Origin of the sequence: Paenibacillus tundrae (genome assembly GCF_036884255.1) — a bacterium.
Lineage (GTDB): Bacteria > Bacillota > Bacilli > Paenibacillales > Paenibacillaceae > Paenibacillus.
Window position 1 is genome coordinate 837,756 of sequence record NZ_CP145605.1, and the last position, 23,106, is coordinate 860,861.

16 protein-coding genes are annotated in these 23,106 nt (G+C 45.2%); 12 read left to right on the top strand and 4 right to left on the bottom strand.

Features of this window, described 5'->3' with window-relative positions:
• Positions 1 to 41 precede the first annotated feature (41 nt).
• Together ilvA and V6W81_RS03795 are read left to right on the top strand one after the other, a co-directional pair.
• Positions 42 to 1,328, top strand: coding sequence for a threonine ammonia-lyase IlvA (gene ilvA / locus V6W81_RS03790; protein ID WP_338541601.1), 1,287 nt, complete (start codon positions 42 to 44; stop codon positions 1,326 to 1,328).
• Positions 1,328 to 1,933 carry a GNAT family N-acetyltransferase gene (locus V6W81_RS03795; RefSeq protein WP_338541602.1) on the top strand — a complete coding sequence of 202 codons (606 nt, stop codon included), beginning with the start codon at positions 1,328 to 1,330 and terminating at the stop codon, positions 1,931 to 1,933. The genes ilvA and V6W81_RS03795 overlap by 1 nt, the downstream gene beginning before the upstream one ends.
• Before the next feature lie 161 nt (positions 1,934 to 2,094).
• On the opposite strand, the gene V6W81_RS03800 is transcribed toward V6W81_RS03795, so the two are convergent.
• The gene (locus V6W81_RS03800) at positions 2,095 to 3,063 is read right to left on the bottom strand and encodes a hypothetical protein (RefSeq protein ID WP_338541603.1); all 969 of its coding nucleotides are present in this window, start codon (positions 3,061 to 3,063) and stop codon (positions 2,095 to 2,097) included.
• Positions 3,064 to 3,391: 328 nt separating this feature from the next.
• Between V6W81_RS03800 and V6W81_RS03805 the strand changes: the two genes are divergently transcribed.
• On the top strand, positions 3,392 to 6,526 hold the full coding sequence (locus V6W81_RS03805; RefSeq protein ID WP_338541604.1) for a copper amine oxidase N-terminal domain-containing protein: 3,135 nt from the start codon (positions 3,392 to 3,394) through the stop codon (positions 6,524 to 6,526).
• Positions 6,527 to 6,791: 265 nt separating this feature from the next.
• Positions 6,792 to 7,703 carry an AraC family transcriptional regulator gene (locus V6W81_RS03810; protein ID WP_338541605.1) on the top strand — a complete coding sequence of 304 codons (912 nt, stop codon included), beginning with the start codon at positions 6,792 to 6,794 and terminating at the stop codon, positions 7,701 to 7,703.
• Positions 7,704 to 7,896: 193 nt separating this feature from the next.
• Here V6W81_RS03810 and V6W81_RS03815 read toward each other — a convergent pair whose 3' ends face one another.
• Positions 7,897 to 8,652, bottom strand: coding sequence for a DUF1129 family protein (locus tag V6W81_RS03815; RefSeq protein WP_338541606.1), 756 nt, complete (start codon positions 8,650 to 8,652; stop codon positions 7,897 to 7,899).
• 426 nt (positions 8,653 to 9,078) lie between these two features.
• Here V6W81_RS03815 and V6W81_RS03820 point away from each other — a divergent pair, with 426 nt between their 5' ends.
• From V6W81_RS03820 to V6W81_RS03830, 3 genes are all read left to right on the top strand, one after another.
• Entirely contained in the window at positions 9,079 to 9,315 is a 237-nt protein-coding gene (locus tag V6W81_RS03820) for a hypothetical protein (protein ID WP_056692947.1), read from the top strand.
• Between the two features lie 553 nt (positions 9,316 to 9,868).
• Positions 9,869 to 10,699: an alpha/beta hydrolase gene (locus V6W81_RS03825; RefSeq protein ID WP_338541607.1), complete on the top strand. Its 831-nt coding sequence runs from the start codon at positions 9,869 to 9,871 to the stop codon at positions 10,697 to 10,699.
• Between the two features lie 99 nt (positions 10,700 to 10,798).
• Positions 10,799 to 11,584, top strand: a complete 786-nt coding sequence (locus tag V6W81_RS03830) for a DODA-type extradiol aromatic ring-opening family dioxygenase (RefSeq protein ID WP_338541608.1) — start codon at positions 10,799 to 10,801, stop codon at positions 11,582 to 11,584.
• 128 nt (positions 11,585 to 11,712) lie between these two features.
• Here V6W81_RS03830 and V6W81_RS03835 read toward each other — a convergent pair whose 3' ends face one another.
• Positions 11,713 to 11,925: a hypothetical protein gene (locus tag V6W81_RS03835; protein ID WP_062836228.1), complete on the bottom strand. Its 213-nt coding sequence runs from the start codon at positions 11,923 to 11,925 to the stop codon at positions 11,713 to 11,715.
• Between the two features lie 437 nt (positions 11,926 to 12,362).
• Here V6W81_RS03835 and V6W81_RS03840 point away from each other — a divergent pair, with 437 nt between their 5' ends.
• Positions 12,363 to 17,150: an InlB B-repeat-containing protein gene (locus V6W81_RS03840; protein ID WP_338541609.1), complete on the top strand. Its 4,788-nt coding sequence runs from the start codon at positions 12,363 to 12,365 to the stop codon at positions 17,148 to 17,150.
• 277 nt (positions 17,151 to 17,427) lie between these two features.
• Here the strand turns inward: V6W81_RS03840 and V6W81_RS03845 are convergent, their stop codons facing one another.
• Positions 17,428 to 17,967: a DoxX family protein gene (locus V6W81_RS03845; RefSeq protein WP_145053288.1), complete on the bottom strand. Its 540-nt coding sequence runs from the start codon at positions 17,965 to 17,967 to the stop codon at positions 17,428 to 17,430.
• 339 nt (positions 17,968 to 18,306) lie between these two features.
• Here V6W81_RS03845 and V6W81_RS03850 point away from each other — a divergent pair, with 339 nt between their 5' ends.
• From V6W81_RS03850 to corA, 4 genes are all read left to right on the top strand, one after another.
• On the top strand, positions 18,307 to 19,380 hold the full coding sequence (locus V6W81_RS03850; protein WP_338541610.1) for a DUF3048 domain-containing protein: 1,074 nt from the start codon (positions 18,307 to 18,309) through the stop codon (positions 19,378 to 19,380).
• Between the two features lie 382 nt (positions 19,381 to 19,762).
• Entirely contained in the window at positions 19,763 to 20,380 is a 618-nt protein-coding gene (locus tag V6W81_RS03855; protein WP_056692927.1) for a DUF47 domain-containing protein, read from the top strand.
• Positions 20,381 to 20,394: 14 nt separating this feature from the next.
• On the top strand, positions 20,395 to 21,384 hold the full coding sequence (locus V6W81_RS03860; protein WP_056692924.1) for an inorganic phosphate transporter: 990 nt from the start codon (positions 20,395 to 20,397) through the stop codon (positions 21,382 to 21,384).
• A gap of 584 nt (positions 21,385 to 21,968) precedes the next feature.
• Positions 21,969 to 22,928 carry a magnesium/cobalt transporter CorA gene (corA, locus tag V6W81_RS03865; RefSeq protein WP_338541611.1) on the top strand — a complete coding sequence of 320 codons (960 nt, stop codon included), beginning with the start codon at positions 21,969 to 21,971 and terminating at the stop codon, positions 22,926 to 22,928.
• The last annotated feature ends 178 nt before the right edge of the window (positions 22,929 to 23,106 follow it).

A 23,106-nucleotide genomic window follows, 5' to 3' on the forward strand; every position in this document is an offset into this window, starting at 1 on the left:
CAAGAGCATTGCAGCCAATATAAGTGGAGTGTGGAGATCAGATGAAACCAGTGGAACCAACGGGTACCGTGAGTCCCGGATATGTCGGTGTAGGCATGGAAGATATCGTACGCGCACATCATGTGCTGCGTGAAGTCATTGTACGGACACCTCTACAGCGGGATGCTGTATTGTCGGCCAAATATAATTGTAATGTGTATTTAAAAAGGGAAGACCTTCAAGTCGTGCGTTCCTTCAAAATTCGGGGCGCTTATAACATGATTCGTAGCCTTACTCCGGCAGAGATGGAGAAAGGTATTGTCTGTGCAAGTGCGGGGAACCATGCGCAAGGTGTGGCTTTCTCATGTAATGCACTTGGAATCCACGGCAAAATCTTCATGCCGAGCACGACGCCGAACCAAAAGGTAAAGCAGGTACGTCGCTTCGGAGGCAGCAATGTTGAGGTAGTCCTGATTGGAGACACGTATGACGATGCATATGCTGAAGCGATGCGTGCATGTGATGAACATGGCATGACGTTCATTCATCCGTTCGACCAGCCGAAGATTATTGCAGGCAACGGTACAGTGGCGATGGAGATTATGGAGAGCCTCGATGAAAATGCCGATTATGTATTCGTTACGATTGGCGGAGGCGGCTTGGCTGCTGGCGTAGGAACGTATATGAAGACAGTAAGTCCAGAAACGCGCATTATCGGTGTTGAACCTCTTGGTGCTGCATCGATGAGTGAAGCAATGTTCCGCAAACAAGTGGTTACACTGGATGATATTGATAAATTTGTGGATGGTGCAGCCGTTAAACGGGTCGGTGATCTCACCTACAATATCTGTAGTGGAACGCTCGATGATATTGTGAAAGTCCCGGAAGGTAAGGCTTGTACAACCATCCTTGAGCTATACAATGAAAATGCGATTGTTGTTGAGCCTGCCGGCTCACTGGCGGTTGCTGCACTGGATCAGTACCGTGAGCAGATCGCAGGAAAGACTGTAGTATGTGTCATTAGCGGCGGCAATAACGATATTGACCGGATGCAGGAGATCAAAGAGCGTTCCCTGATCTATGAAGGGTTGAAGTATTACTTCATGGTTAATTTCCCGCAACGTGCAGGAGCTCTGCGTGAATTCTTGGAAGAAGTTCTTGGTCCGGATGATGATATCACGCGGTTTGAATATACGAAGAAGCATGACAAAGAAAATGGACCAGCACTGGTGGGAATCGAACTGTTACACAAGGAAGATTACCAACCGTTAATTGAACGCATGAACCGTAAAGGCATTGCTTATACGGAACTAAACAAAAATCTTAATCTGTTCAACATGTTAATCTGATGAATGATTCCAATCTGTCGATCAATGCTGGTTCTGAAGAGGCGCGTTCCCTGATTCGACCAGCACGTAAAGAGGATGTAGATCAGGTCATTCCGTTACTGTACCAAGCTATAGGTGATATTGCTTATGCCTTGGCGGGTGAAGGTGAGCATGAAGAAGCGATGCGTATTTTGCGGCAGTTCTTCGTGCAAGAGGATAATCGGATCAGCTATCGTAATGTGACGGTCATGGAGCAAAATGAAGTTGTGGCAGGGATTCTAGTGGCCTATGACGGAAGCGAAGCAGACCTACTGGATGAGCCAATTCGGAATCGACCTGGGCGTAGCCAGGATGAGAAGTATGCTCTAGTCAAAGAAACACGTCCGGGAGAATACTATCTGGATACGTTGTCCGTAAGTGAAGCCTATCAAGGTCAGGGAATCGGGCGAGCGCTGATGGCTGCTTTTGAAGAGAAGGGGCGCACTCTCGGGCACAAGCAAGTCTCCCTAATTGTTGAGCGAGATAATGGTCGTGCCTTGATGCTGTACGAACGACAGGGCTACGTCAAGGATGATCTGCTTGTCATTGCAGGTCATGAGTACAGCCATATGGTTAAGCCGGTTTAGTAGTCAGGCGAATGGAAGAGCGAATTATTATACTCTAGTTAAACCGAATTAACCGTAATTAAAATTGAATTAAAAACTTTAAATTAAAACCAAAATCAAAACCGCGAAGGTCAAAGCCTGTCGCGGTTTTTTTGTGTACATTTAAGCTGAACGGAGCAAGTTTAGCGAATAGAGTCGTCTGTTAGCGGCACATTCATGTCCAGCCAAGCTTCAACGGCCGTCGTTTTCTCGTATTTGGCTTCACGTACCACATCCATGAAGGAGGCAAGCTTATCTAAAAAAGGGCTATCTGTGGTCGCCAGTCGCTGGATGACAGCTGTGTAACCTTTCTGCGCATTAGGTACCATTTTATTCGTCTCGTAATCAAATAACGGCGTGTTATTCAGACCATAGAAGGTATACATCGTGTAGCTATCCAACAGGTTCTGCACTTGCTTCACCCGATTCGATGTTGGATAGAGCTCTAGAAATAGCTCTTGATTACGAGCCCGTAGCAGTACTTCCTGATACCCGATAAGTAGTCCACCGTCTTCTGCTGGGATTTTCTTAGTTTCGGCCGCCATTATATTAATATAGCTCGAAATGTCAGGCTTCACGTTGGCATTATATTTCTGGAAGGAGGAGTAGTTCATGATGGGGTACAGAGAACCCTCAATCATAACGAGTTTGTAACCGCTATCGCGTGCTTCTTTTAACAAACTCTGTAGACTGGTATCCTGAGTGCGCCCCATTAAACTCGTAAAAGTATCGTTCCATTGATAAATCTTCATCATCTTGTCCTGCACATTCGGAACGAGCATGCGGTCTGTCATCGTCGTTAATGACTTCAACCGAGCGTTCTCTAATTGCAATACCATCAAGGTTAGATGATGAGACGTTACTTGTGTAATACGGTTCGTTAGATAGGCATCTGCAGCGATTAAGCCGTTTTTTTGCTTGAGTTTGGATTGAAATGTTGTATAAATTGCCTTGGAACTATTAGTCGTTACTTTGGCCTCGGTCTGAGTTGAAGCGGCGGCAGCGACTCCTGCTGTGCCTGCCATTCCGGATTGAATCAACAGTGCAAGAGCTGTTGCTGTCATGATGAAACGCAATCCGTTACGTTTGGCAGATGGGTACGAAGGTGTCATATGTGTAAACCTCCCGTAGATTAAAAAAGTTTAAATAGAGCTAAATCTTATCATTCCATTTGTTCTAACAGTAAACGATTTGAATGGAGATGTTGTTTCGGAATAGTGACAAAAAGTTCTGTTATTTTTAACCTTTGAGAGGTAGAAGGTGGAAGGGAATCTCTGTAAAAATATATTTTGGATGGGTGGAAACTTTTTCACTTGTCCAAACGTCATAGATGTACACAGGAAATTACAGGGATTAATTGTGATGAAATGAATACATTTTGCAGTTCACTAATGATAAGAATGGGGATATTGGGATATGAGGAAAGCGGGAGGAAATCAAGTGAAAAAGGTGATGTCAGCGTTGGCGGTATCAGCTATGTTGATGTCAGCACTACCAACGTCGGTTATGGATGCTGCTGCACGAATTAGCATTTATATCAATGATGCAGAGATATCTTCAGCTCAGGCACCTGTAATGAAGGCTGGACGTGTACTGGTTCCATTGAGATCGATCTTCGAAGGATTGGATGCCAAAGTACAGTATACGAACAAAACGAAAACCATTAAGGCGACGCGGGGAGACCAGGAAGTTTCACTGACGCTGGGTTCCAAGGTTGCTTACATTAACGGAGAAGCCGTAGCGCTAGATGTACCTGCCAATACGATTAAAGGAAGCACAATGGTTCCGATTCGATTTGTGAGCGAAGCTTTTGGAGAAAAAGTGTTCTGGAACTCCCGTATGCAGCGGGTAGATATCAAAAAGACGGTTGCACCGCCTGTAGATGACACACAATATTCAGCCTGGAATATTTACGGTTCTGTATCCGGAAGTAATGGAGATGGGCGCGATCTGACCGTAAGCTTCACACGCCCAACTTCGGAAAGAGCAGTATCAGCCTATCGTGTCATGCTGGTCAAAACCCGTGATGTGAATGGGTTCAACGAAACTTCGGCAACAGCCGTACCATCTGGAAACTATACATCCATAACACCGAATGGCAATAACCCTAAGTTGACACTCAACGCACAGACGCGAGATGTGAATGGAGATCTGTTGAACTCCAATGAAACCTATCGCTTGTATGTACTTACAGTGGGCAATAACAACAATAACTTCAAAAATACACTCAGCTGGTCTTCTCAAACGTTGAAATTATCCGCAGTGAAGACAGCCGTTCAATCTGTGACTAGCTTGCGTGCAGCAGACATTAGTGATTACGGCGATGGACGCGATCTGGAGATTAACTTTACGCAACCGAGCAATACGTCGAACATTACGTATTATCGTGCGTTCGTAGTGAAAGCGAAGGATGCTTCTTCATTTAACCTAGCTGCAGCGAATAAAGTGAGTAACTCCAATTCAACGATTATCTATAAAGCAAATACGCAGACGATGAAGAGCCAGTTCAGCTCATCCACACGTGATACATCCGGAGAAATCATCAAAAATGGTACAGCCTACGTTGTCTACATTCTGTCCGTGAGCACTAATGCGGCAACAACAGACAACAAGCTGTCTGCTGCGTCTGCATCATTAACACTGGGAGTTAACGCTACAACAGCTCCTGTCATTACACAGGTTAAAGATAATTCAGACTATGGGGATGGACGCGATATTCAAGTGAGCTTCAACCGCTCATCGGATGAATCCAAAGTGTCGAGTTACCGTATCTTTGTAGTGCGTAATGCTGTATCCAGCAGCTTTAATTTGACTACAGCAAATAACTTATCATCTAACTTCTATTATACGGTGAACAAAACAGGCAATAACATCACGACAACGCTGCCTTCTTCGATGAAGGATACGAGCGGCTATAATGTGACGAACCTGCAGGATTATCGGATCTATGTGCTGGCTGTAGGTAACAATGGTGCTGCCAATATATTGTCTTCTTCCTCAGCCGTGCTGAGATTGACGAACAACGGAAACGCAGGCGCGGTAAGTAACCTGACGGTTGCCGATGTAAGTGATTACGGGAATAGCCAGGATCTACGTGTTTCATTTACCAAAGCTACAGACGAATCAAGAGTATCATCGTACCGCGTGTTCGTTGTTCCTTCTGGTAATGTAGGCAGCTTTACGCTGAATGCAGCGAATGCTTCATCTTACTATCAACAAGTGAACAAAACAGGAGGTAATCAGACCTTCACACTATCTTCTGGTCTAAGGGATGTCTATGGTACAACCATTAGAGAAGGTGTAAGCTATCGTGTGTTTGTTTTATCGGTAAGCAGCAGCGGGAACGCTAGCCAGAACTCATTGTCCGGTTATTCTCTACCGATCACACTTACTAAAAATACTGCCCTGACAGCACCAGCTGGTGTTCAAGCAGCGGATATTGCAGATAATGGCAATGGTAGCGATTTGCAAGTGACGTTTAATAGACCAGCAAATGAGGCAAATATATACCAATACCGTGTATTTGTAGTTAAGTCAGGGAATGTAGGCAGCTTCAACCTTGCAGAAGCTAATCGGAATTCAAACTTTAAAATTATAAATAAAGCTGGAGGAAGCGGTAACTACAATGTTACGCTTGATAGTAACTCAAAAGCAACGGATGGTACTACGATTGGTAACGATGTAAACTATCGAGTCTTCGTTCTCGCAATGAGCAATAATGATTCTATTGCTAATGCGTTGTCTACAGGATTTGATGTGAAGTTGGCTACGACAAGTGCTGTTGGAGCAGTCAGTGCCGTGAAAATTACATTGAAACCTCAAGAACAAGCAGTAGGTAATAGCTCCGATTTGATGGTTAGCTTTGATAAGCCAAGGGATGCAAGTGGCATCTCAAGTTATGCTTTAATGATAGTACCTTCTGAGAATGCCAGTTCATTTATACCGAATACAGCTAAAGCTGTGTTGCAAGCAAATTACTATCAAAATATATCCAAAGATGCATCAAGTACGAATGTACCGTTCTTTGCAGTTACTCCTGATGTCAATGGAAATCAGATCGTAGTTGGTAAAACATATCAAGCGTTCATTGTTTCGGTATCAGAAACCAATTCGCGTTCAATCAGTTTGTCTGAAGCCTCAAATATATTTAAAGTGGAGCCTAAGAAACAAGAACCTGTTGAAGTGAAGACTGCTACACTGACTGCTACTGATGCAACTACAACGCAAGCAGCGAAAATTATGTTCACTCCTGCTACAGATGAAACAGGGATTTCAGAGTATAGAGTTTTTGTAGTTGAAGAAGGTAAAAGCTTTAATATTAATAAAGCTATAGAATTAAGTAATTCATCTGACCGTTCTCAAAAAGTTAATCAAGGAACAACTGCTGGAGAAATAAGTTTAAGCATTCAAAATGATACAGAAGGTAATGCGATTTCAAATGATTTGAATTATGGAGTGTACGTTCTGTCTGTTGCAAAAACTGATTATAAACATGCTCTATTTTCCCCTTCTAATTTAGTTAAATTAAAGGTGTCGGAACCTACACAAATACAATCTGATGAAACAACGCTATAAGTGCGGAATCAAATAAATATGATAATCTGCACTTTGCAACATTAAAATTGATTTTTTATAAAGTTAACAAAACTTTTTACGCTAGAACGGAGAAGACAGAATTTAGTGTTTAATAGTAATAGAAAGAACTCATCTCTTTATTGTGGATGAGTTCTTTCTATTTTTGTGGATGGCTTTTAAAAATCCTGTCGCCAAATAGGTTCCTTAGGCTGGTTGTCGAGTCAGACAAACAAAGGGATAATAGGAGGAATAGCACGAGAAGGACATGTCCGAAAGGAATGATGGAATGCTCGCATTTCGCTTGACTGGTTTGCCGGATTCCCGGTTGCCGCTGTATTTGTATTGCGTTGGGACACATGAAGAGAAGCCGCAGCTTAGACCTGATGGGTTTCCGGTGTATCAATTGTTTTTGTCACGCGCTGGCATGGGGAAATTGAAGATTCCCGGTAAGGGAGATTGGTCAGTGAATGCTGGGCAAATGTTTGTGATCGAACCTGGGGTAGCTTATGAGCATATGCCTCATGCCAAATCGGGTTGGGAACTTGGATATGTCGGCATCGGAGGAGAGTCCGCTGGATCAGTGCTTCATGCCGTTGGGCTCCTGCCTTCGCAACCTCGGAATCTGAAGGATATGGAGCAGTTTTGGTCACGAATGACCGATATTTGGACAGCGCTTGATCAAGGACGCACAGATGGATGGAACAACTCAGCCCTGATATATCAGCTTATTCTGGATATCGCACGTTGCATGGTATCTCATGAAGAAGCAGGCTCGGTAGAAGGGAGTCAAACCTCCACAATTACTGCAGAAAAGGAGAATGATCCGGGAAGTGAGGCATTTGCTCGTGCTATTGAGTTGATGCATGTACACTATCAGGAGGATCTCTTGTTGAAGCATGTTGCGGAAGCGGTAGGTTACTCCGTACAGCATCTTAATCGTTTATTTCATCAGAGGCATGGAGTAACCGGACATCAATATATGCAGCGTCTCAGATTGCAAAAGGCATCCCAATGGCTGCAAGATCACCCTCGATCTAGTGTAAAAGAAGCGGCGGAGATGATCGGTATGGAAGCGAATTATTTTATCCGCATGTTTAAACGTGAATTCGGGGAAACCCCTGGTAAAGAGATCAAGCAGCGCAATCAGTTGAAGGCTAATCAAGACAGTCTCGACTAAAAGGAATCGTTAAACCTCATAAACGATTTAGCCAGTTAAGCGTAAAAAGGGATATATCTTTATATCTCAAAGCTCATAAGCTGGTCATAATATAAAAAAAAATAAACCAAAAAGGAGCCATTACGGCTCCTTTACCTATCTGAACTAACAATACCAATATCAATCGGGTATCCGCTTTACATTAATAGCTAGCTTACGCCTTCTTTTGACCAAAGAGGGGACGCAACAAGGCCAAACCAATGATACCAATCACTAGACTAACCCACGGTGCGAGGTTAAACACAGGCAGGCTGTCACGCAATGGGTATCCCACAAACAAGACGAGCACGACAACAGCTAGGTAGATAACGATCCCGCGCAAATTAATTTTCGGTACAGCATTTCTGTCCGCACCTTGATCATCTGGTCGCTCAGCTAGACGGCGTAGCATCTCTACAAGAGCAATACCGCCTACAGCTGCCACGATGATCGAGAAAAGACTAATATGACTAAACGGCTCGATGTCACCATCTGTCCAACCGATAATTAAACCAGCTCCGCCTTGAATCAGCAGGATAAAGGACACAGATGCCCAAGCAATCATCGCATACCATTTTGGCGTGCGTGGTTGTTTCTGTTGCTGTGGTTGTATGTCATTCGTTTTAGGAGCTTCTGAATGCTCGGAGGCTTCTTCGCTATTTTCTTCCTCATTGAGACCAAGTCCAGAGCGTACAGCCGCCTCTAGGTCACTTCCATATAACTCCTTAGCAGAACGCCCATCCTTTTGCGCTTGAACGATCTCTTTTCCCGCAGATAAAATCCACTCTTCTTGTGTTCTCTCATCCGCAGTTGTGTTTCTAGCAATGGAACTAATCTGGTTAAATAATTTCACGTTATCCGGTGTCATCTGACTCAATTCGGTCATTTGCCGATTCTGTATTTCTCTTAGCTTCTTATAGGAAATCCCCACTGCTTGCTCCCCCTGTCTAAACCCATTTCCGTCCCCACTGAAGTAGAAACCCTAACGGTAATTTAGTATACGGGAAGGGCTGTCTTTTCGCAAAGTCATTCCTTATAAAATAGCTGCTCATGGTTCTTCCATATCCAAATGCAGGCGAGAATAACACAGGTGCATAATAACACCAGCTTACCGTGAGCACGGATCCATTCTATACACTGTTCCATAACATTCAATCCTTTCGCCAGAAGGCACGAGGGAGGTGTGAGTTGTAGCCATTTTTGTTATTTTTCCCATGGTACAGTATTGCTATGCGTATGCATGTCTGATCTCTCACCTCATATTATTGCGATTGTGTGAATTGTGAATAAAGGAAGCCTGATTCCACCACAATAGTAGCATTTCCAAACGAAAATCTAAGATGGGAGTGCGACTACGATGAATCAGTCCAACAATGATTTAACGCGAAAACTACTGATGAACAGTAATTCCCGCGGTGTGATGGATGAGGTTGTTCCACTGGAGCAACTAACGGAGGATACAGAGGTATCAGATGAACTTACAGAAGGAAATGAGCAAGAAGGAAGCTTCTGGGCGAGTTCTGATTTTGCACGTGAGCACGAGTGGCAGGGACAGACGGAGACACATGCTATGTTCCGGCGAAGTTACGAATAAATACAGTATAGATGAATGAGCTTCATTTAGATCCGTGTGACTCCAGGGGTTCCATCTCAGGCAAATCAGTTGCTGGGTTGGAACCTCTTTTGTATGTGTACATTTACGGAACGGACGACACATCCAACAGGAATTTGGCATCGGATGAACAAATGTACATTCATTTTTGCGGCGTGCATGTCGATAAAAAAACAATAAAGAGTAGCCGCTGTAGGCGCTATACTTTTCAATGAAAAGAGGATTGGACTCAGGTTGACGCGGAGGTTCTGAGATGATAATATACTATTACAACTTTAATGCACACTAAACTTATCGGATTTATATAATTAAAAACGATATAGGTTCAAATTAATAACTTACATGAGAACGGAAAGGACAGAAATAACCGGAAGAAGCGAAGCGTTCGCCTTTATCCCCGGATTTATCCTTTTAGAAAAGGAATCAAAAAATCTGGGGATAACAGCGATCGGAAGGTTGTTCTGTCCTTGGAGGGACTAATGTAAGTAATTATTATATGACATATATAGTCAGGGAACGGAAAGGGGAAATCGGCATGGAGCGTCAGATCAGCATTCGCCATGGAGAGGAAGAATTAACAGCCACGATACATTATCCAGTGGTTAAGGACATTAAGGAGGCGAACCACCAACAGCGGGTTCCTCTGGCTGTCATTTGCCATGGTTTCGTGGGTAGTCGGATCGGGGTAGATCGTCTTTTTGTCAAAACTGCTCGTGAGCTGGCTGAGGATGGATATCTGGTGCTGCGCTTCGATTATATCGGCTGCGGGGAGAGCAGTGGCGAGTATGGGGCTGAGGGACTGGAGTCTATGATTGCTCAAACTCGCTCTGTACTGGACTATGCTGTGAACTGCAGTGATGTAGACCCGACCCGAGTGACTTTGATTGGTCATAGTTTAGGTGGTGCAGTAGCGCTGCTGACAGCTGTTCGTGATAAACGCGTTAAGAATCTCGTGATGTGGTCTTCGGTAGGTTATCCATTCAATGATATTGTGAAGATCACTGGACGGGAAGTGTACGATGAAGGCGTGAAGCTTGGTGCAGCTGACTACCTAGGATATAAATTCACACCGAAATTCTTCGATTCATTGGCAGAACATCAACCATTTCAAGAGGCTGTCAAATTTGGCGGCGATGTGTTAGTCGTTCATGGAACGTCAGATGAGATCATTCCAGTCGATTACGCATTCCTGTATCAAAAGGTATTCTGGATGCGCCAGGAAGGCCGCTGCGATAAGGAGATTATTTTCCAGGGAGACCACACCTTCTCTTCTGGCAAGGAGCGGGAACAACTAATCACCCGGACAAGAGAATGGCTGGGTGAGCGTCAGAAGATCGAACAGGATTGGCAGCACTGGATGATCTAAGCAAAAAGTCAAAAGTCACGGGGAGTAACTTGGAAAAGCGCCTTCTTCGGGGTAAAATAGAGAGGTAAACATCCTATCCGTGTCTGGAGGTTGGCAGCAATGACATTACCCGCACTATTCATTGCGCATGGTTCTCCCACTCTGGCGTTGGAGAGCAGTGACTACACTCAATTTTTGAACGAGCTTGGAGACAAGCTGCCGGCTCCAAAGGCCATCGTTGTATTTACCGCACACTGGGACTGTCCCGAGCCTTCGGTGACGATGGATGAGTCCCATCAGACCCTGCATGATTTTTACGGATACGCTTCAGCCATGTATAACATACATTACCCTGCAGCTGGGCAGACCGATGTTGCGAGCGAAATTTGTGCGTTATTCTCACGTAGCAACTTGCCACATCGACCTGTTCGAGGACGCGGACTGGATCACGGCGTGTGGGTGCCGCTACTGCATATGTATCCCGAAGCCAACATTCCGGTTATTGCCGTATCGGTAGACTCGCTGCGTTCCCCACAAGAGCAGTATGATATTGGGCGTATGCTGGAGCAACTTAGGCATGATAACGTGCTGATCATCGGTAGTGGTGGAACGGTTCATAATCTGAGAATGCTGGCACAGGATGATGAGCCACAAGACTGGGCCGTAGAGTTCGATGACTGGCTTGGGGAGCGTCTAGAGCAGTGGAATACCAGAGAATTGTTTCTGTATGAAAAAAAAGCTCCTCATGCGCGGACGGCAGTTCCGTCCTATGGCATGGAACATCTGGCTCCATTGTTCTACGCGATGGGCACAGCGGATATGTCTCGCACAGCGAAGCGATTATTTCAATCGTATGCCTGCGGCACGTTAAGTTTGAATTGCTGGCAGTTTGGAGACGGCATATAACTTGGAGCAGATAAGAACAGACTAGAAACATGATTATAAATTAACAAATTAAATAAGCAAAAAGGTTCCTGCGGTCAGTTGGTTGACTGCGCGGAACCTTTTTTTGATGTTCAGTGTGTGTTATAGGACTATTTGCGAATTTCGAACAACTCACATTCGGTACGTGAGTGATAGGCCAGTTCACTGACACTGGACTGAACAACAACGGTTTTCTCGTCAAATCGGATGATGATACCTCCAGAATCAATCTGGTGGTTATCTTTAAATACCCGGATTTTATGTTTTGAGGTCATGGCTTCCTGAAAATCGGCGTCAGTTTCGAGACGGCGCTGCGTAGGCATAGAGAGACTCCTTTGTTCTGTTGGACTTTATACCATCATAATATGGGATTCTACAGGCGAGCAAGTGTATGCAGCTGGATATGAGCAACTTGCGTTGTAACGCTTTGGAAAATTAGAGTTATATTTGTGATTAATATCATTGCTAATGTAAAAATGTGCAAAAAATAAAGTCTGAAAAACTAACGTTTTGCTATATTATTTTCCTGATCTATAAAGTAAACTAAGCGTAATCATGTTATAGGCTATGAGAAAAAAATCGCATGGTGACGGGGATGATAGGCTGTTCTGAAAATGCAAGCTCATCTGGATCATGCAATAGAAGAGAGAGAAGGCTTTGCTTCAGGTCGCTAGATATCAGAGTACAAACATCATTTTACGACTTGGCGGGGTTGCATTGAGCATGAGAAAACATGAATGAACAAGGGGGAGATATTAGAGTGATTCATTATACCGGTCGTGCCTTATGGAAGATCATGCTGGTCTTTGTGCTAGTGTTTACTGCATTATCGGCAGGGCTGGGAACAACACGATCCGCACACGCGGAGATATGGTATGAACAGTATTTAGGGGAGATACAGCTATTTCCTTACGGGTTTGTGCCGCGTGGTTGGGAGTTTGCAGCTGGACAAAAGATGAGCTTACAGAACAATTCTGCTTTGTATTCTTTGCTTGGTACTTACTATGGAGGCGATGGGCGAACTGATTTTGCATTGCCGGATCTCACATCACTTCCCGTACCTGACGGGATGGGCTATTACATAGCTACTACAGGGTTATATCCTGCACGTGAAGATGGCGGGACTGCCATGGGGCACGCAGGCGAAGTGCGCATCTTTCCGTATAATTTTTCACCGGATGGCTGGCTCAAGCTGGATGGGGGTACACATAATGCGCAGAGTTATCCGCAGCTGTACTCCGTTATTAGTAATGTGTTTGGATCTCAGGATGGTCAAAAATTCACTTTGCCCAGGATCAGTGCACCGCTGCAAGACCAACCATTACACTTTGCTGTTGCGGCGAGACCGATAGAAAGTCAGAATGGAACGGAAATTAACAGTACAAAACGTGAAGTTTTAGTAGGGCAGACCATACCCTTTCTTGTTCCAATGCAAACGAGTTGGATCACTAGTGATGGAAGATCGCTGCGCATAATGGAGTATCAAGCTCTTTTTGCACTCGTGGGATGGAAATTTGGTGGCGATGGACAGAGTACATTTGCTATCCCGAATTTAAGAAATAATCCTTACAATTTTCAATATTATACTGTGGCTAGTTCAGGGATATATCCTACTCGTGGTGATCGAGGAGGTGGGCCTTCTGGAGTCGCAGGAACAAATACAATTTATACTGTAGCTACTGGACAGACGTTGCGAGTTAACAGCTCGGATATGATGGGCAATGTGCCTGATAGTGCGAATGCTAAGGGAGTTTCGCTGCGCACTCAGCCGCAGTATGGAACGGTTACGCAAGACAGTAACGGTTTTATTTATCAGGCTCCAAAGGACTATTTCGGTAATGATAGCTTTACAGTGAGGACTTACAACGATAATGGATTTGCTAACGGTTATTCGACGGTCCAAATCAAGGTGGAGCAACCTGTGCCACCTGTTGTAACCGGTGTTAGTGATCAGAGCATTTACAATCGTACGGTCAATCCGGTATTTACGACTGGCACGGCTATCCTGAATGGCCATCCGTTTACGAGCGGAACAGCGGTGACTGCGGAAGGCAGCTATACGTTAATCGCAATGAACAGTTACGGTTCGACACAGGTTCAATTTAGAATTGATCTTACGCCGCCGACGGTAAGCGGAGTGACGAACAGCGGGCGTTATACGGTGCCGCCGACGATTACGTTTAGTGATGGAACTGCCACACTAAATGGTACGGCATTTGCGAACGGAGGTCAGGTCAGTCAGGAAGGTAGTTATACACTGATCGTCACTGACGCGGCAAACAATAGTTCAACCATCACATTCAGCTACTATGCACCACGTCAGCTGACTTTCGATAGCGGCGGCGGAACGAGCGTAGCTACGCAAAATCTGTATTATGGCGATCATGGGGTTGAGCCAACTGCTCCGACACGAACCGGTTATACGTTTACCGGTTGGTATAGCGATGCGGCGCGCACGCAGCCATTTCATTTTACGAATACCACAATTACGACGAATACACAGCTGTATGCAGGTTGGATTACTACCCAGTATACCGTCAGCTTTGACAGTAGTGGTGGAACAGCCGTAGCGGATATTCCGGTGAACCATGGTTTGACTATTAGCGAACCGACAGCGCCAACACGAACAGGATATACGTTTAACGGCTGGTTCACGGATGTGGGTCGCATGCATCTCTTTAGATTTGAGAATACAGCAATAACACAAAATACGCAGCTGTATGCGGAGTGGTTTTTGAACCAATATACGGTTAGCTTTAACAGCAGCGGTGGTACGGCAGTGGCGGATGTTGCAGTGAATCATGGCTCTACGCTTAGCGCACCAACTGCTCCGTCGCGCACGGGTTATACGTTTACAGGTTGGTACACCGATGCTAGCCACACACAACTGTTCAATTTTTCTAGTACAGAGATAACGGGAAATACACAGCTGTACGCAGGCTGGAGTATCAATCAATATACCGTTAGCTTTAATAGCGTCGGAGGTACAGCTGTATCAGATGTTCCGGTTACGTATGGCTCCACGATTAGTGCACCAACGGCGCCAACACGTACAGGGTACAGATTTACTAGCTGGTATAGTGATGCGGCACAAACGCAGCTCTTCGATTTTGCGAACACACCGATCACGACAAATACACAACTGTATGCGGGCTGGAATATCAATCAGTACACCGTCAGCTTTGATAGTAACGGAGGTACAGCGGTAGCGGATCGTCAGATCGACTACGGTACGCTCATGAGCGAGCCAACGGCTCCAACGCTAACGGGTTATACATTTGGGGGTTGGTATACAGATGAGGCTCATACTCAGCGCTTTGATTTTGCAAATACGCCAGTTACGGTGGATACACAGCTCTATGCAAACTGGACGCTCCAATCCTATACGGTCACGTTCGACGTATATCAGGGAGATCATGCTAATGTGCCTGATCAGACGATAGAGTACGGCACACGGATTACGCGTCCTACAGATCCGGTACGTACGGGTTATACGTTTACCAATTGGTACGCAGATGCAGCACATACGCTGCCATTTGACTTCCAGGCGATCATTACTGACTCGGTTACCTTATATGCAGGTTGGAGCACCAATCAATATGTAGCCAGTTTTGAGAGTAATGGTGGTACTCTAGTGAGCGAGCAATTGCTCGACTATGGTAATCCAGTGCAGGAGCCACAACAGCCGAGCCGACTCGGCTATACCTTTACCGGCTGGTATAGTGATGCTAGCTTACAGCAACGTTTCGATTTTGCGACATCGTCCATTCAGGATCATGTTCAGCTATATGCAGGTTGGGAACGTATTCTCTATACCGTTAGCTTTGATACGACCGGAGGCTCGGATATACCGGATATGAGTGTCGGACATGGCGATCAGTTAACCTTAACAAATGAGCCAACTTCGGATACGGAAGGTCAAGTCTTTGCCGGTTGGTTTGCAGACTCACAGCTCACGGTTAAGTTTGATTTTAGTCAGCCGATTGAGTCGGATGTAACTTTGTATGCCAAATGGGCAGTTCAAGTACAGCAGATTACATTTGATACGGATGGAGGCACTGCAATTGCTCCACAGACCGTTGCTTATGGCGACCTTCTGTCTCGTCCAACTGATCCAGAGCGCACAGGTTATGCGTTTGCTGGCTGGTTTACCGATTCGGGGCAGCCATTCGACTTTGCAACAACGACAGTAGTGGCAGATATGACGTTGTATGCGAAATGGAATATAGCCGTGCGAACCGTCACCTTTAATACGGATGGTGGAACGACAATACAGGCTGTTGAAATGAATAACGGAGAGATGTTATCTCGTCCAAGCGATCCGGTGCGAACGGGGTATACGTTTACGGGATGGTACTCGGATATCGCACGCAGTCAGCCGTTTGATTTTGCAACAGCAGCCGTTAATGCAGATATGACGTTATATGCGGGTTGGACGCTTATACCACCACCAGGCAGTGGTAACTCCGGAAACAATGGAAACACAGGGAACAGTGGCGGGAGTGGAGATAGTGGAAGCAACGAAAGTGGAGGAGGCTCCAGCTCCAATTCCAGTCCGATCTCAAGTGGCAATCCTTCTAATGATAACAATGTTACGCAGGCGAGCGTGTCCATTCCTGCAGGGAAAGCTGGCGAGCTTCGGCTAGGCACAGGAGTGCTCCTTGAAGTTCCAGCTGGTACTTCAGATCAGCCATTAGAAATTAAAGCCATTGTGGTAGACACACCGGTGACTGGTTTAGCAAGTAATCAACGTGTTGTGAGTCAGGTGGTGGAGTTCACCAAAAATACGCAGGGTAATTTTAAGATTCCAGTGAAGTTAACGCTGACCTTTGACCCTACTTCACTTCGAAGCAATGAGAAACTTGCGGTCTTGTACCAGCAAGAGCCGAACACTCCATGGACAATGGTTGAAGACGGCAAAGTGGACGGCAATTCAATCCGCGTAGATGTGAATCACTTTACACGTTTTGCTGTGATGGCAGTTCCTGCAACGATAGCTACTCCTATAGCAGCCAATTTTAGTGATATTGAAGGTCACTGGGCAGCTGACAGTATTCGTGAAGCGGCAGGGCTTGGTATTGTAAATGGTTACTCGGATGGAAGCTTCCGTCCAGGGACACATGTTACACGAGCAGAATTTACAGCAATGCTTGTACGGATGCTGAAGCCGGTGTCTGAGCAAGAAGATGCAACAAGTCTATCTTTCACGGATGAGGCGCAGATTGGGAAATGGGCTCGTAAGGAGATTGCACAGGCAAGTGTGCTGGGTTGGATTCAAGGGGATGCAAGTGGCAACTTCCATCCAAATGCTCCAATCACACGTGCGGAGATGGCCGTTATGGTTAGCCGTGCGCTGACATTGACTGATGTTGCGACCGAGGCTTCCTTTTCTGATGCAGCCAGCATCCCTGCCTGGGCAAGCAAGGCAGCAGCTCACATGCAACAATCGGGTCTGATGAAAGGTCGAGTCAACGGTGCATTTGATTCTTCGGCGCTGACAACCCGTGCGGAAGCAGCGCAGGTATTAATGAGAGCACGAGTGAAGTAATCGCGATGTGATGGCGGAAGCAACGGACAATTCGCTCCGAACGCGGAAGCCACACGAGCGGAAATGGTGCAAGTGTTGATGAATGCACCCCGACACAAATGAACCCGATGCGGGGATTGACCTCTTGCCGTTTTACGATGTTATATCGTAAGACGGCTTTTTTCATTTTAATCGTAATTCACTACTCAGGCCGACTATAGAACATAGCATATTTGGACATAAAAAGCCCCACTCTCCGGGGGATGGAGAGCAGGGCAGCAGCGTTGTTTATTATTGGTTAAGCTGTTTTGTGATTCGCGCTAATGGTTGGTGTGTCTTTGGTGTTATTACCTTTGTTACGGCTGAACAATCCGCGAAGATAAGGCAGTACCCAGTGATCCAGACCGATTTTACCAGCATTGGCACCAGCGACTACGATGAAGATTTCCATGACTACGAGCTGAGCATTCGTGCTCACTGTGCCCGAGAAGAGGAACGCGAAGTTCATGACCATTGCCATCAGTGCAGCCAGTGTTGTGAAGCATCCAAGGATGAGACCCAGACCTACAAGGAATTCACCGAGCGGGATAATGAAGTCGAACAATCCAGCGTTTGGTACAGCGAATTTTTCTAGGAACGTTCCCCACCAAGCTTGAACTGCAGGATGGTCACCCGTTGTTTTTTCCAATGCTCCTGCAAGGAAGCCCCCAGCTTGGAATCCGCCAGTCAATTTGTCCCAACCATGCATCATCCAATCGTAACCGATGTATACCCGAAGTACTGTCAAAATCCACATTGCCACTTTGTTTTCTCTAAGCCATTGGTTGAAGCTGAACATATAAACCACTCCTTCATGGAATCTAGTGTGTGTTGTTTTTGTTTTTCTAAGTGATCACCTTTGATGTCTTTATTGTATAGTCCGGAGTCTGTTTTGTTTGTGATAAAAATCACAATCTAATTCAAATTTTAAGTAAGGTTTGAGAAGTTCACAGTTAGGACACATTTCGTTTCTTAACCATTGTTTCAAATGGAGGTTTTGGGGTAGAGAATTGCTCCCAAATCAAAGACAAACCACTGCTCTTGTGATTAAATGGAAAGAAAAACGTGAAATGGTCTTCTACATGAGATATTCGTCCACATCTTAGATCCAGCCATATCGTTCAGGAGGTACATTGAATTGAAGCTTTTCCCATGGAAACGAACTGCATCCGCTACGTCCCTACTTATCCTTGCCATCAGTCTTGCTGCGTGTCAGGACAAAGAGTTAGCCCAGATGCCAGAGCAGCCGAATAATGTTCCAGCACCCGTACAGGAGGAACAAGTCGTCGAAGAACCAGCCAAAGCTCTTTTTACTGCCCCACTTACAGGTTTACCTTCTAATGAAGCAATCACAAACAGACCCTTGGCTGTAATGATTAATAATGCTCCTGCCGCAAGGCCACAATCGGGTCTAAGTGCTGCAGATATTATTCTGGAGGTGCTTGCAGAGGGAGGGATTACCCGGTTCATCGCAATATTCCAGAGTGAAGGCGGCGCTGAGACAGTGGGGCCAGTGCGTAGCATTAGACCGTATCTGATCCAGCTTGGCGAGAGCTATGACGGAGTGCTTGTTCATGCAGGCGGTAGCCCAGAGGCGTATTCGATTTTGCAACGACAACAAAAACAACATATGGATGAAATATCAAACGGTGGGCCGTATTTCTGGCGTTCTTCCGATCGTAAAGCTCCGCATAATCTATACACCTCTGTGGACAAGCTGAGAGAAGGAGCCGATATTAAGGGTTACAGTCACGATAGTGTATCACCTGTCTATACCTATAATGAAGAAGGTTCTACTTCTGGCGGAGAGACAGCGAAGCAATTCGAAATTCATTATTTATTGAATAGTTACCTTGTGACGTATGATTATGATGAAGTTAGCGGACGATATATGAGATTGGTAAACGGTAAAGCCGATCAGGATATGGATAATGGTGAACAACTTGGAGCAGCCAACATCATTGTTGCGGGTGCAGATCACAAGGTGCTCGATGATGTAGGTCGATTGTCCGTCAATCTGGAGCAAGGCGGGGAAGCGATGTTATTCCAGAAAGGCAAGATGATCCGTGGACAGTGGGAGAAGAAGCAAAGCGACATCATTCGATTTGTGCAGGATGGCCGTGAGGTAGCGCTTGTGCCGGGTAAGACGTTTATTAGCATTGTGCCGAATCAGCCGAGTTTTGCCGACCACGTGAAGCTGAGTGAGCAATAAATAAAGTTCACCCGAATCGTGCAACAGCAGCAGATGACAATGAATGGAAAAACGGATGGAGAAATAGATGGGAAACGACATGGATCGACGAATTTAGATTCCGAATAGATGATGATTCAGGTCAGGGAATTTAGATCTAGTGTGAAAATGAGATTGCCATCACATCCGATTTTTGAGCCCATTTATAAACGCAGTGTAAAATCTAACCTTGAATTTGCCAGCCATACCAAATAATTAAGATTCATTTCAGATTAATGTGATAAGAATATAAAAAAGGATCACACCTTTTGTACAAACCATGAAACAAATATGATAAGATATCAAAGGTTGTCATTTCATGTTTCATCGGTTATCGGCAATTTCTCGTAAAGGGGATAGAGCTATGAAGCTTAAGAAGAAGAAGGATATATTTTTTGAAACACTGGAGAACATGGCAGATACGGTTGTTCAAGCGGCAGATTATTTCTCCCAGCATGTTTCCAACCTTCAGGATGTGACTCTTTTTGCCAATGAAATGAAGAAGTACGAGTCGAAATGTGATGATTACGTGCATACGATCATTACAGAACTCAACAAAACATTTATCACGCCGATCGAACGCGATGATATTATGGAGCTGACAACAACTCTTGATGACGTATTGGACGGAATCGAAGCAACGGCTTCCCGTTTCTATATGTACCAACTGACGGATCCAGACGAGTATATCGTTCAATTCGCTGACATTTTGCGCCAATCGGCTTACGAAATTCAGAAGGCAATTCATCTGCTGTCACAGAAAAAATTGCTCGCTATCCGTGAGTACACCATTCGTTTGAATGATCTGGAAAACCAGGGCGACGAAGTACTGCGCATGTGTATCAAAAATCTCTTCGCTACCGTGTCAGATCCAATTGAACTGATCAAGCGCAAAGAAATTTATGAGCGTCTTGAGACGACGACGGATGCTTGTGAACATGTAGCGAACGTGCTTGAGTCCATCATCATGCGTAATTCTTAAGGAGCCAGAGAATAATGGAAACAACGATTTGGGTATTAGGTATAGTCGTCTTCCTTGCACTGGCGTTTGACTTCATCAACGGGTTTCATGACACGGCTAATGCCATTGCCACTTCGGTATCAACACGGGCACTGACGCCGCGACGTGCGATTCTACTCGCAGCCGTGATGAACTTTGTCGGTGCAATGATGTTTACGGGTGTTGCGAAGACGATTGGGGGGAGTGTGACCGACCCCACCAAGCTAGATAACGGGATTGAGGTCGTCATCGTCACCTTGATCTCGGCGATTATCTGGAATCTTGTAACCTGGTGGTTCGGAATTCCTTCTTCATCCTCTCATGCACTGATTGGAGCGTTGGCAGGAGCTGTATTCGTAGGTGCAGGATCGGACAAAGTGAAGTGGAGTGGATTTATTGATATCGTCGGAGGTTTGTTGTTATCACCTCTGATTGCATTTGCCATAGGTTATGTGGTCATGATTATTCTCAAATACATTTTCGCCAAACGCAGTCCGCATAACGTGAACAAAGGATTCCGTACGGTACAGATCTTCACAGCGGCACTACAGGCGTTTACGCATGGTACGAACGATGCACAAAAAGCGATGGGGATTATCACCTTTGCTCTCGTTGCAGCCAAAGTACAAGACCATTTGGAGGTTCCGCTGTGGGTTAAAATCTCTGCAGCAACAGCCATGGCACTTGGTACTTCCATTGGTGGTTGGAAAATCATCAAAACCATGGGAACCAAAATCTTTAAAATCGAACCGATTAATGGTTTTGCTGCAGACTTGTCAGCGGCTTCCGTTATTTTCACTGCGACGTTACTACATCTTCCGGTAAGTACAACGCATGCAATCACATCCGCAATTCTGGGTGTTGGTTCTGCTAAACGTTTCTCTGCCGTAAAATGGGGACTAGCTGGACGGATCATTATTACCTGGTTCATTACGATTCCAATTACTGCAGCATTAGCAGGTTTGCTGTACTGGATCATTTTCTAATAGAAGTTGTTCAAAAAGTCCGCTTTTGATTACGAAGGATGCGCAAGCGGCATCTCAGCTTCGAATATGGGATTCAGCCGAAATAAGTGGAGGCTTACGAAGTTTGTTTCCTTCGGAAACAATGTAGTTGCTCACGTAGCTTAATCTACGCTCCGCTACTCCATTTCTATCTTCATCCCATCTTCTTGGTACTGAAAACCGACCTTTTTGAACACGCATTAATAAGAAAAAATGTTCCTAATCATGACGGACAAGCTAATCACAGTTGTTCATAACATTGTGAATATCGGGATATGTGGATAATTATACAACCAAAAAGAAGAGACGCCTGTGCATGAACGTGTGGACAGGCTGGATATGTGGATAGCCATCCGTGGAATGATAAACCAAAAGATATTTATCCTGTGGATACAGGAAACTGTGGATAGGGAATGAGAGAAGCCAACAGGGTTGGCTTTTTTTGTTGTCGTGTTCGCAGGAGCTTCTATACGTAGCAAGGACTAGCAGGCGGTTGCAGGAGACGATATGATGATTAAATTGTACAATAACGTAAAGGATACTAGGACAAGGACGTGGTCTATTTTATGATACGTACACTCGCGATAACACGAGATCATCAAGTCTCCGTAAATGTGCCACTTGCAGAGCTAGATTTGAACGATTATGCCTGGGTATGGGCAGATTTTAACCAGCCTACGGAAGAAGAAAGCCGTATGCTGGATACATATTTTCATTTTCACCCGTTAGCGATAGAAGATTGTTTGCATGTATTGCAGCGTCCAAAGCTCGACTATTATGATAATTTACAGTTTCTTGTGTTACATGCCTTGAATCCAGTCACGCTGGAAGCGGAAGAGGTGGACTTGTTTCTAGGAACTAACTTCTTAGTTTCATTTCACCACGGTGTACTTGAAGAGGTCGATGAGGCTTGGGAGCGGTTATTGCATCACGCACATGAACGAACGATCTGGGCTCGCGGCCCGGTAGCTGCAGCCTATACCGTGATGGACAAACTCGTCGATCATTATTTTCCGTCCTTGTTTGCCATTGAAGATGAGCTAGCAGATCTGGAAAACCGGGGTGGCAGGGAGTCGGTGGAGGATCTGATGAACCAGGTGTTCGACCTGCGTAGCCGGCTACTCAAGCTCAGACGGACAGTAGTCCCTATGAGGGATCTGCTCTACCGAGTGATTAATTCACAGCATGTGCAGCGGACAGGAGAGCATACAGCGTATTTTACGGATATCTATGATCATCTGCTCAAGCTGACGGATATGATTGAGGCTGATCGAGAGATGACAGCAGATCTGCGTGATAGCTACATCTCACTGAACTCCAATCGAATGAATCAGATTATGAAAACACTCACGGTGATTACAACGGTGTTTATGCCACTTACGCTGATCGCGGGTATTTATGGGATGAATTTTGCTTATATGCCTGAGCTACAGTGGAAATTTGGGTATGGTGCGGTACTGTTATTGATGTTTGTGCTAGGCGGAAGTATGGTGGCATGGTTTGTGAAGCGCGGATGGTTCAAGTGATAGCGTAAAATTCCGAACATTACATCAGTATAGGCCACAGGGCAAAATCTCAGACGGTATTAACGGTCAGGAGATCAGTTGCCAGGTGGCCTTTATGATTCTTGTTTACAAGGGAAATCAAATGTATCCACATGTGAATAAGTTTTCGGCAGCAAATAAGATGTGAATAACTTTTGGG

Coding starts and splice junctions, on each gene's coding strand:
- ilvA (WP_338541601.1), top strand. CDS start 42: ATGAAACCAGTGGAACCAACGGGTACCGTGAGTCCCGGATATGTCGGT.
- V6W81_RS03855 (WP_056692927.1), top strand. CDS start 19,763: ATGAAGCTTAAGAAGAAGAAGGATATATTTTTTGAAACACTGGAGAAC.
- corA (WP_338541611.1), top strand. CDS start 21,969: ATGATACGTACACTCGCGATAACACGAGATCATCAAGTCTCCGTAAAT.
- V6W81_RS03820 (WP_056692947.1), top strand. CDS start 9,079: ATGAATCAGTCCAACAATGATTTAACGCGAAAACTACTGATGAACAGT.
- V6W81_RS03830 (WP_338541608.1), top strand. CDS start 10,799: ATGACATTACCCGCACTATTCATTGCGCATGGTTCTCCCACTCTGGCG.
- V6W81_RS03845 (WP_145053288.1), bottom strand. CDS start 17,967: ATGTTCAGCTTCAACCAATGGCTTAGAGAAAACAAAGTGGCAATGTGG.
- V6W81_RS03810 (WP_338541605.1), top strand. CDS start 6,792: ATGTCCGAAAGGAATGATGGAATGCTCGCATTTCGCTTGACTGGTTTG.
- V6W81_RS03825 (WP_338541607.1), top strand. CDS start 9,869: ATGGAGCGTCAGATCAGCATTCGCCATGGAGAGGAAGAATTAACAGCC.
- V6W81_RS03835 (WP_062836228.1), bottom strand. CDS start 11,925: ATGCCTACGCAGCGCCGTCTCGAAACTGACGCCGATTTTCAGGAAGCC.
- V6W81_RS03795 (WP_338541602.1), top strand. CDS start 1,328: ATGAATGATTCCAATCTGTCGATCAATGCTGGTTCTGAAGAGGCGCGT.
- V6W81_RS03800 (WP_338541603.1), bottom strand. CDS start 3,063: ATGACACCTTCGTACCCATCTGCCAAACGTAACGGATTGCGTTTCATC.
- V6W81_RS03860 (WP_056692924.1), top strand. CDS start 20,395: ATGGAAACAACGATTTGGGTATTAGGTATAGTCGTCTTCCTTGCACTG.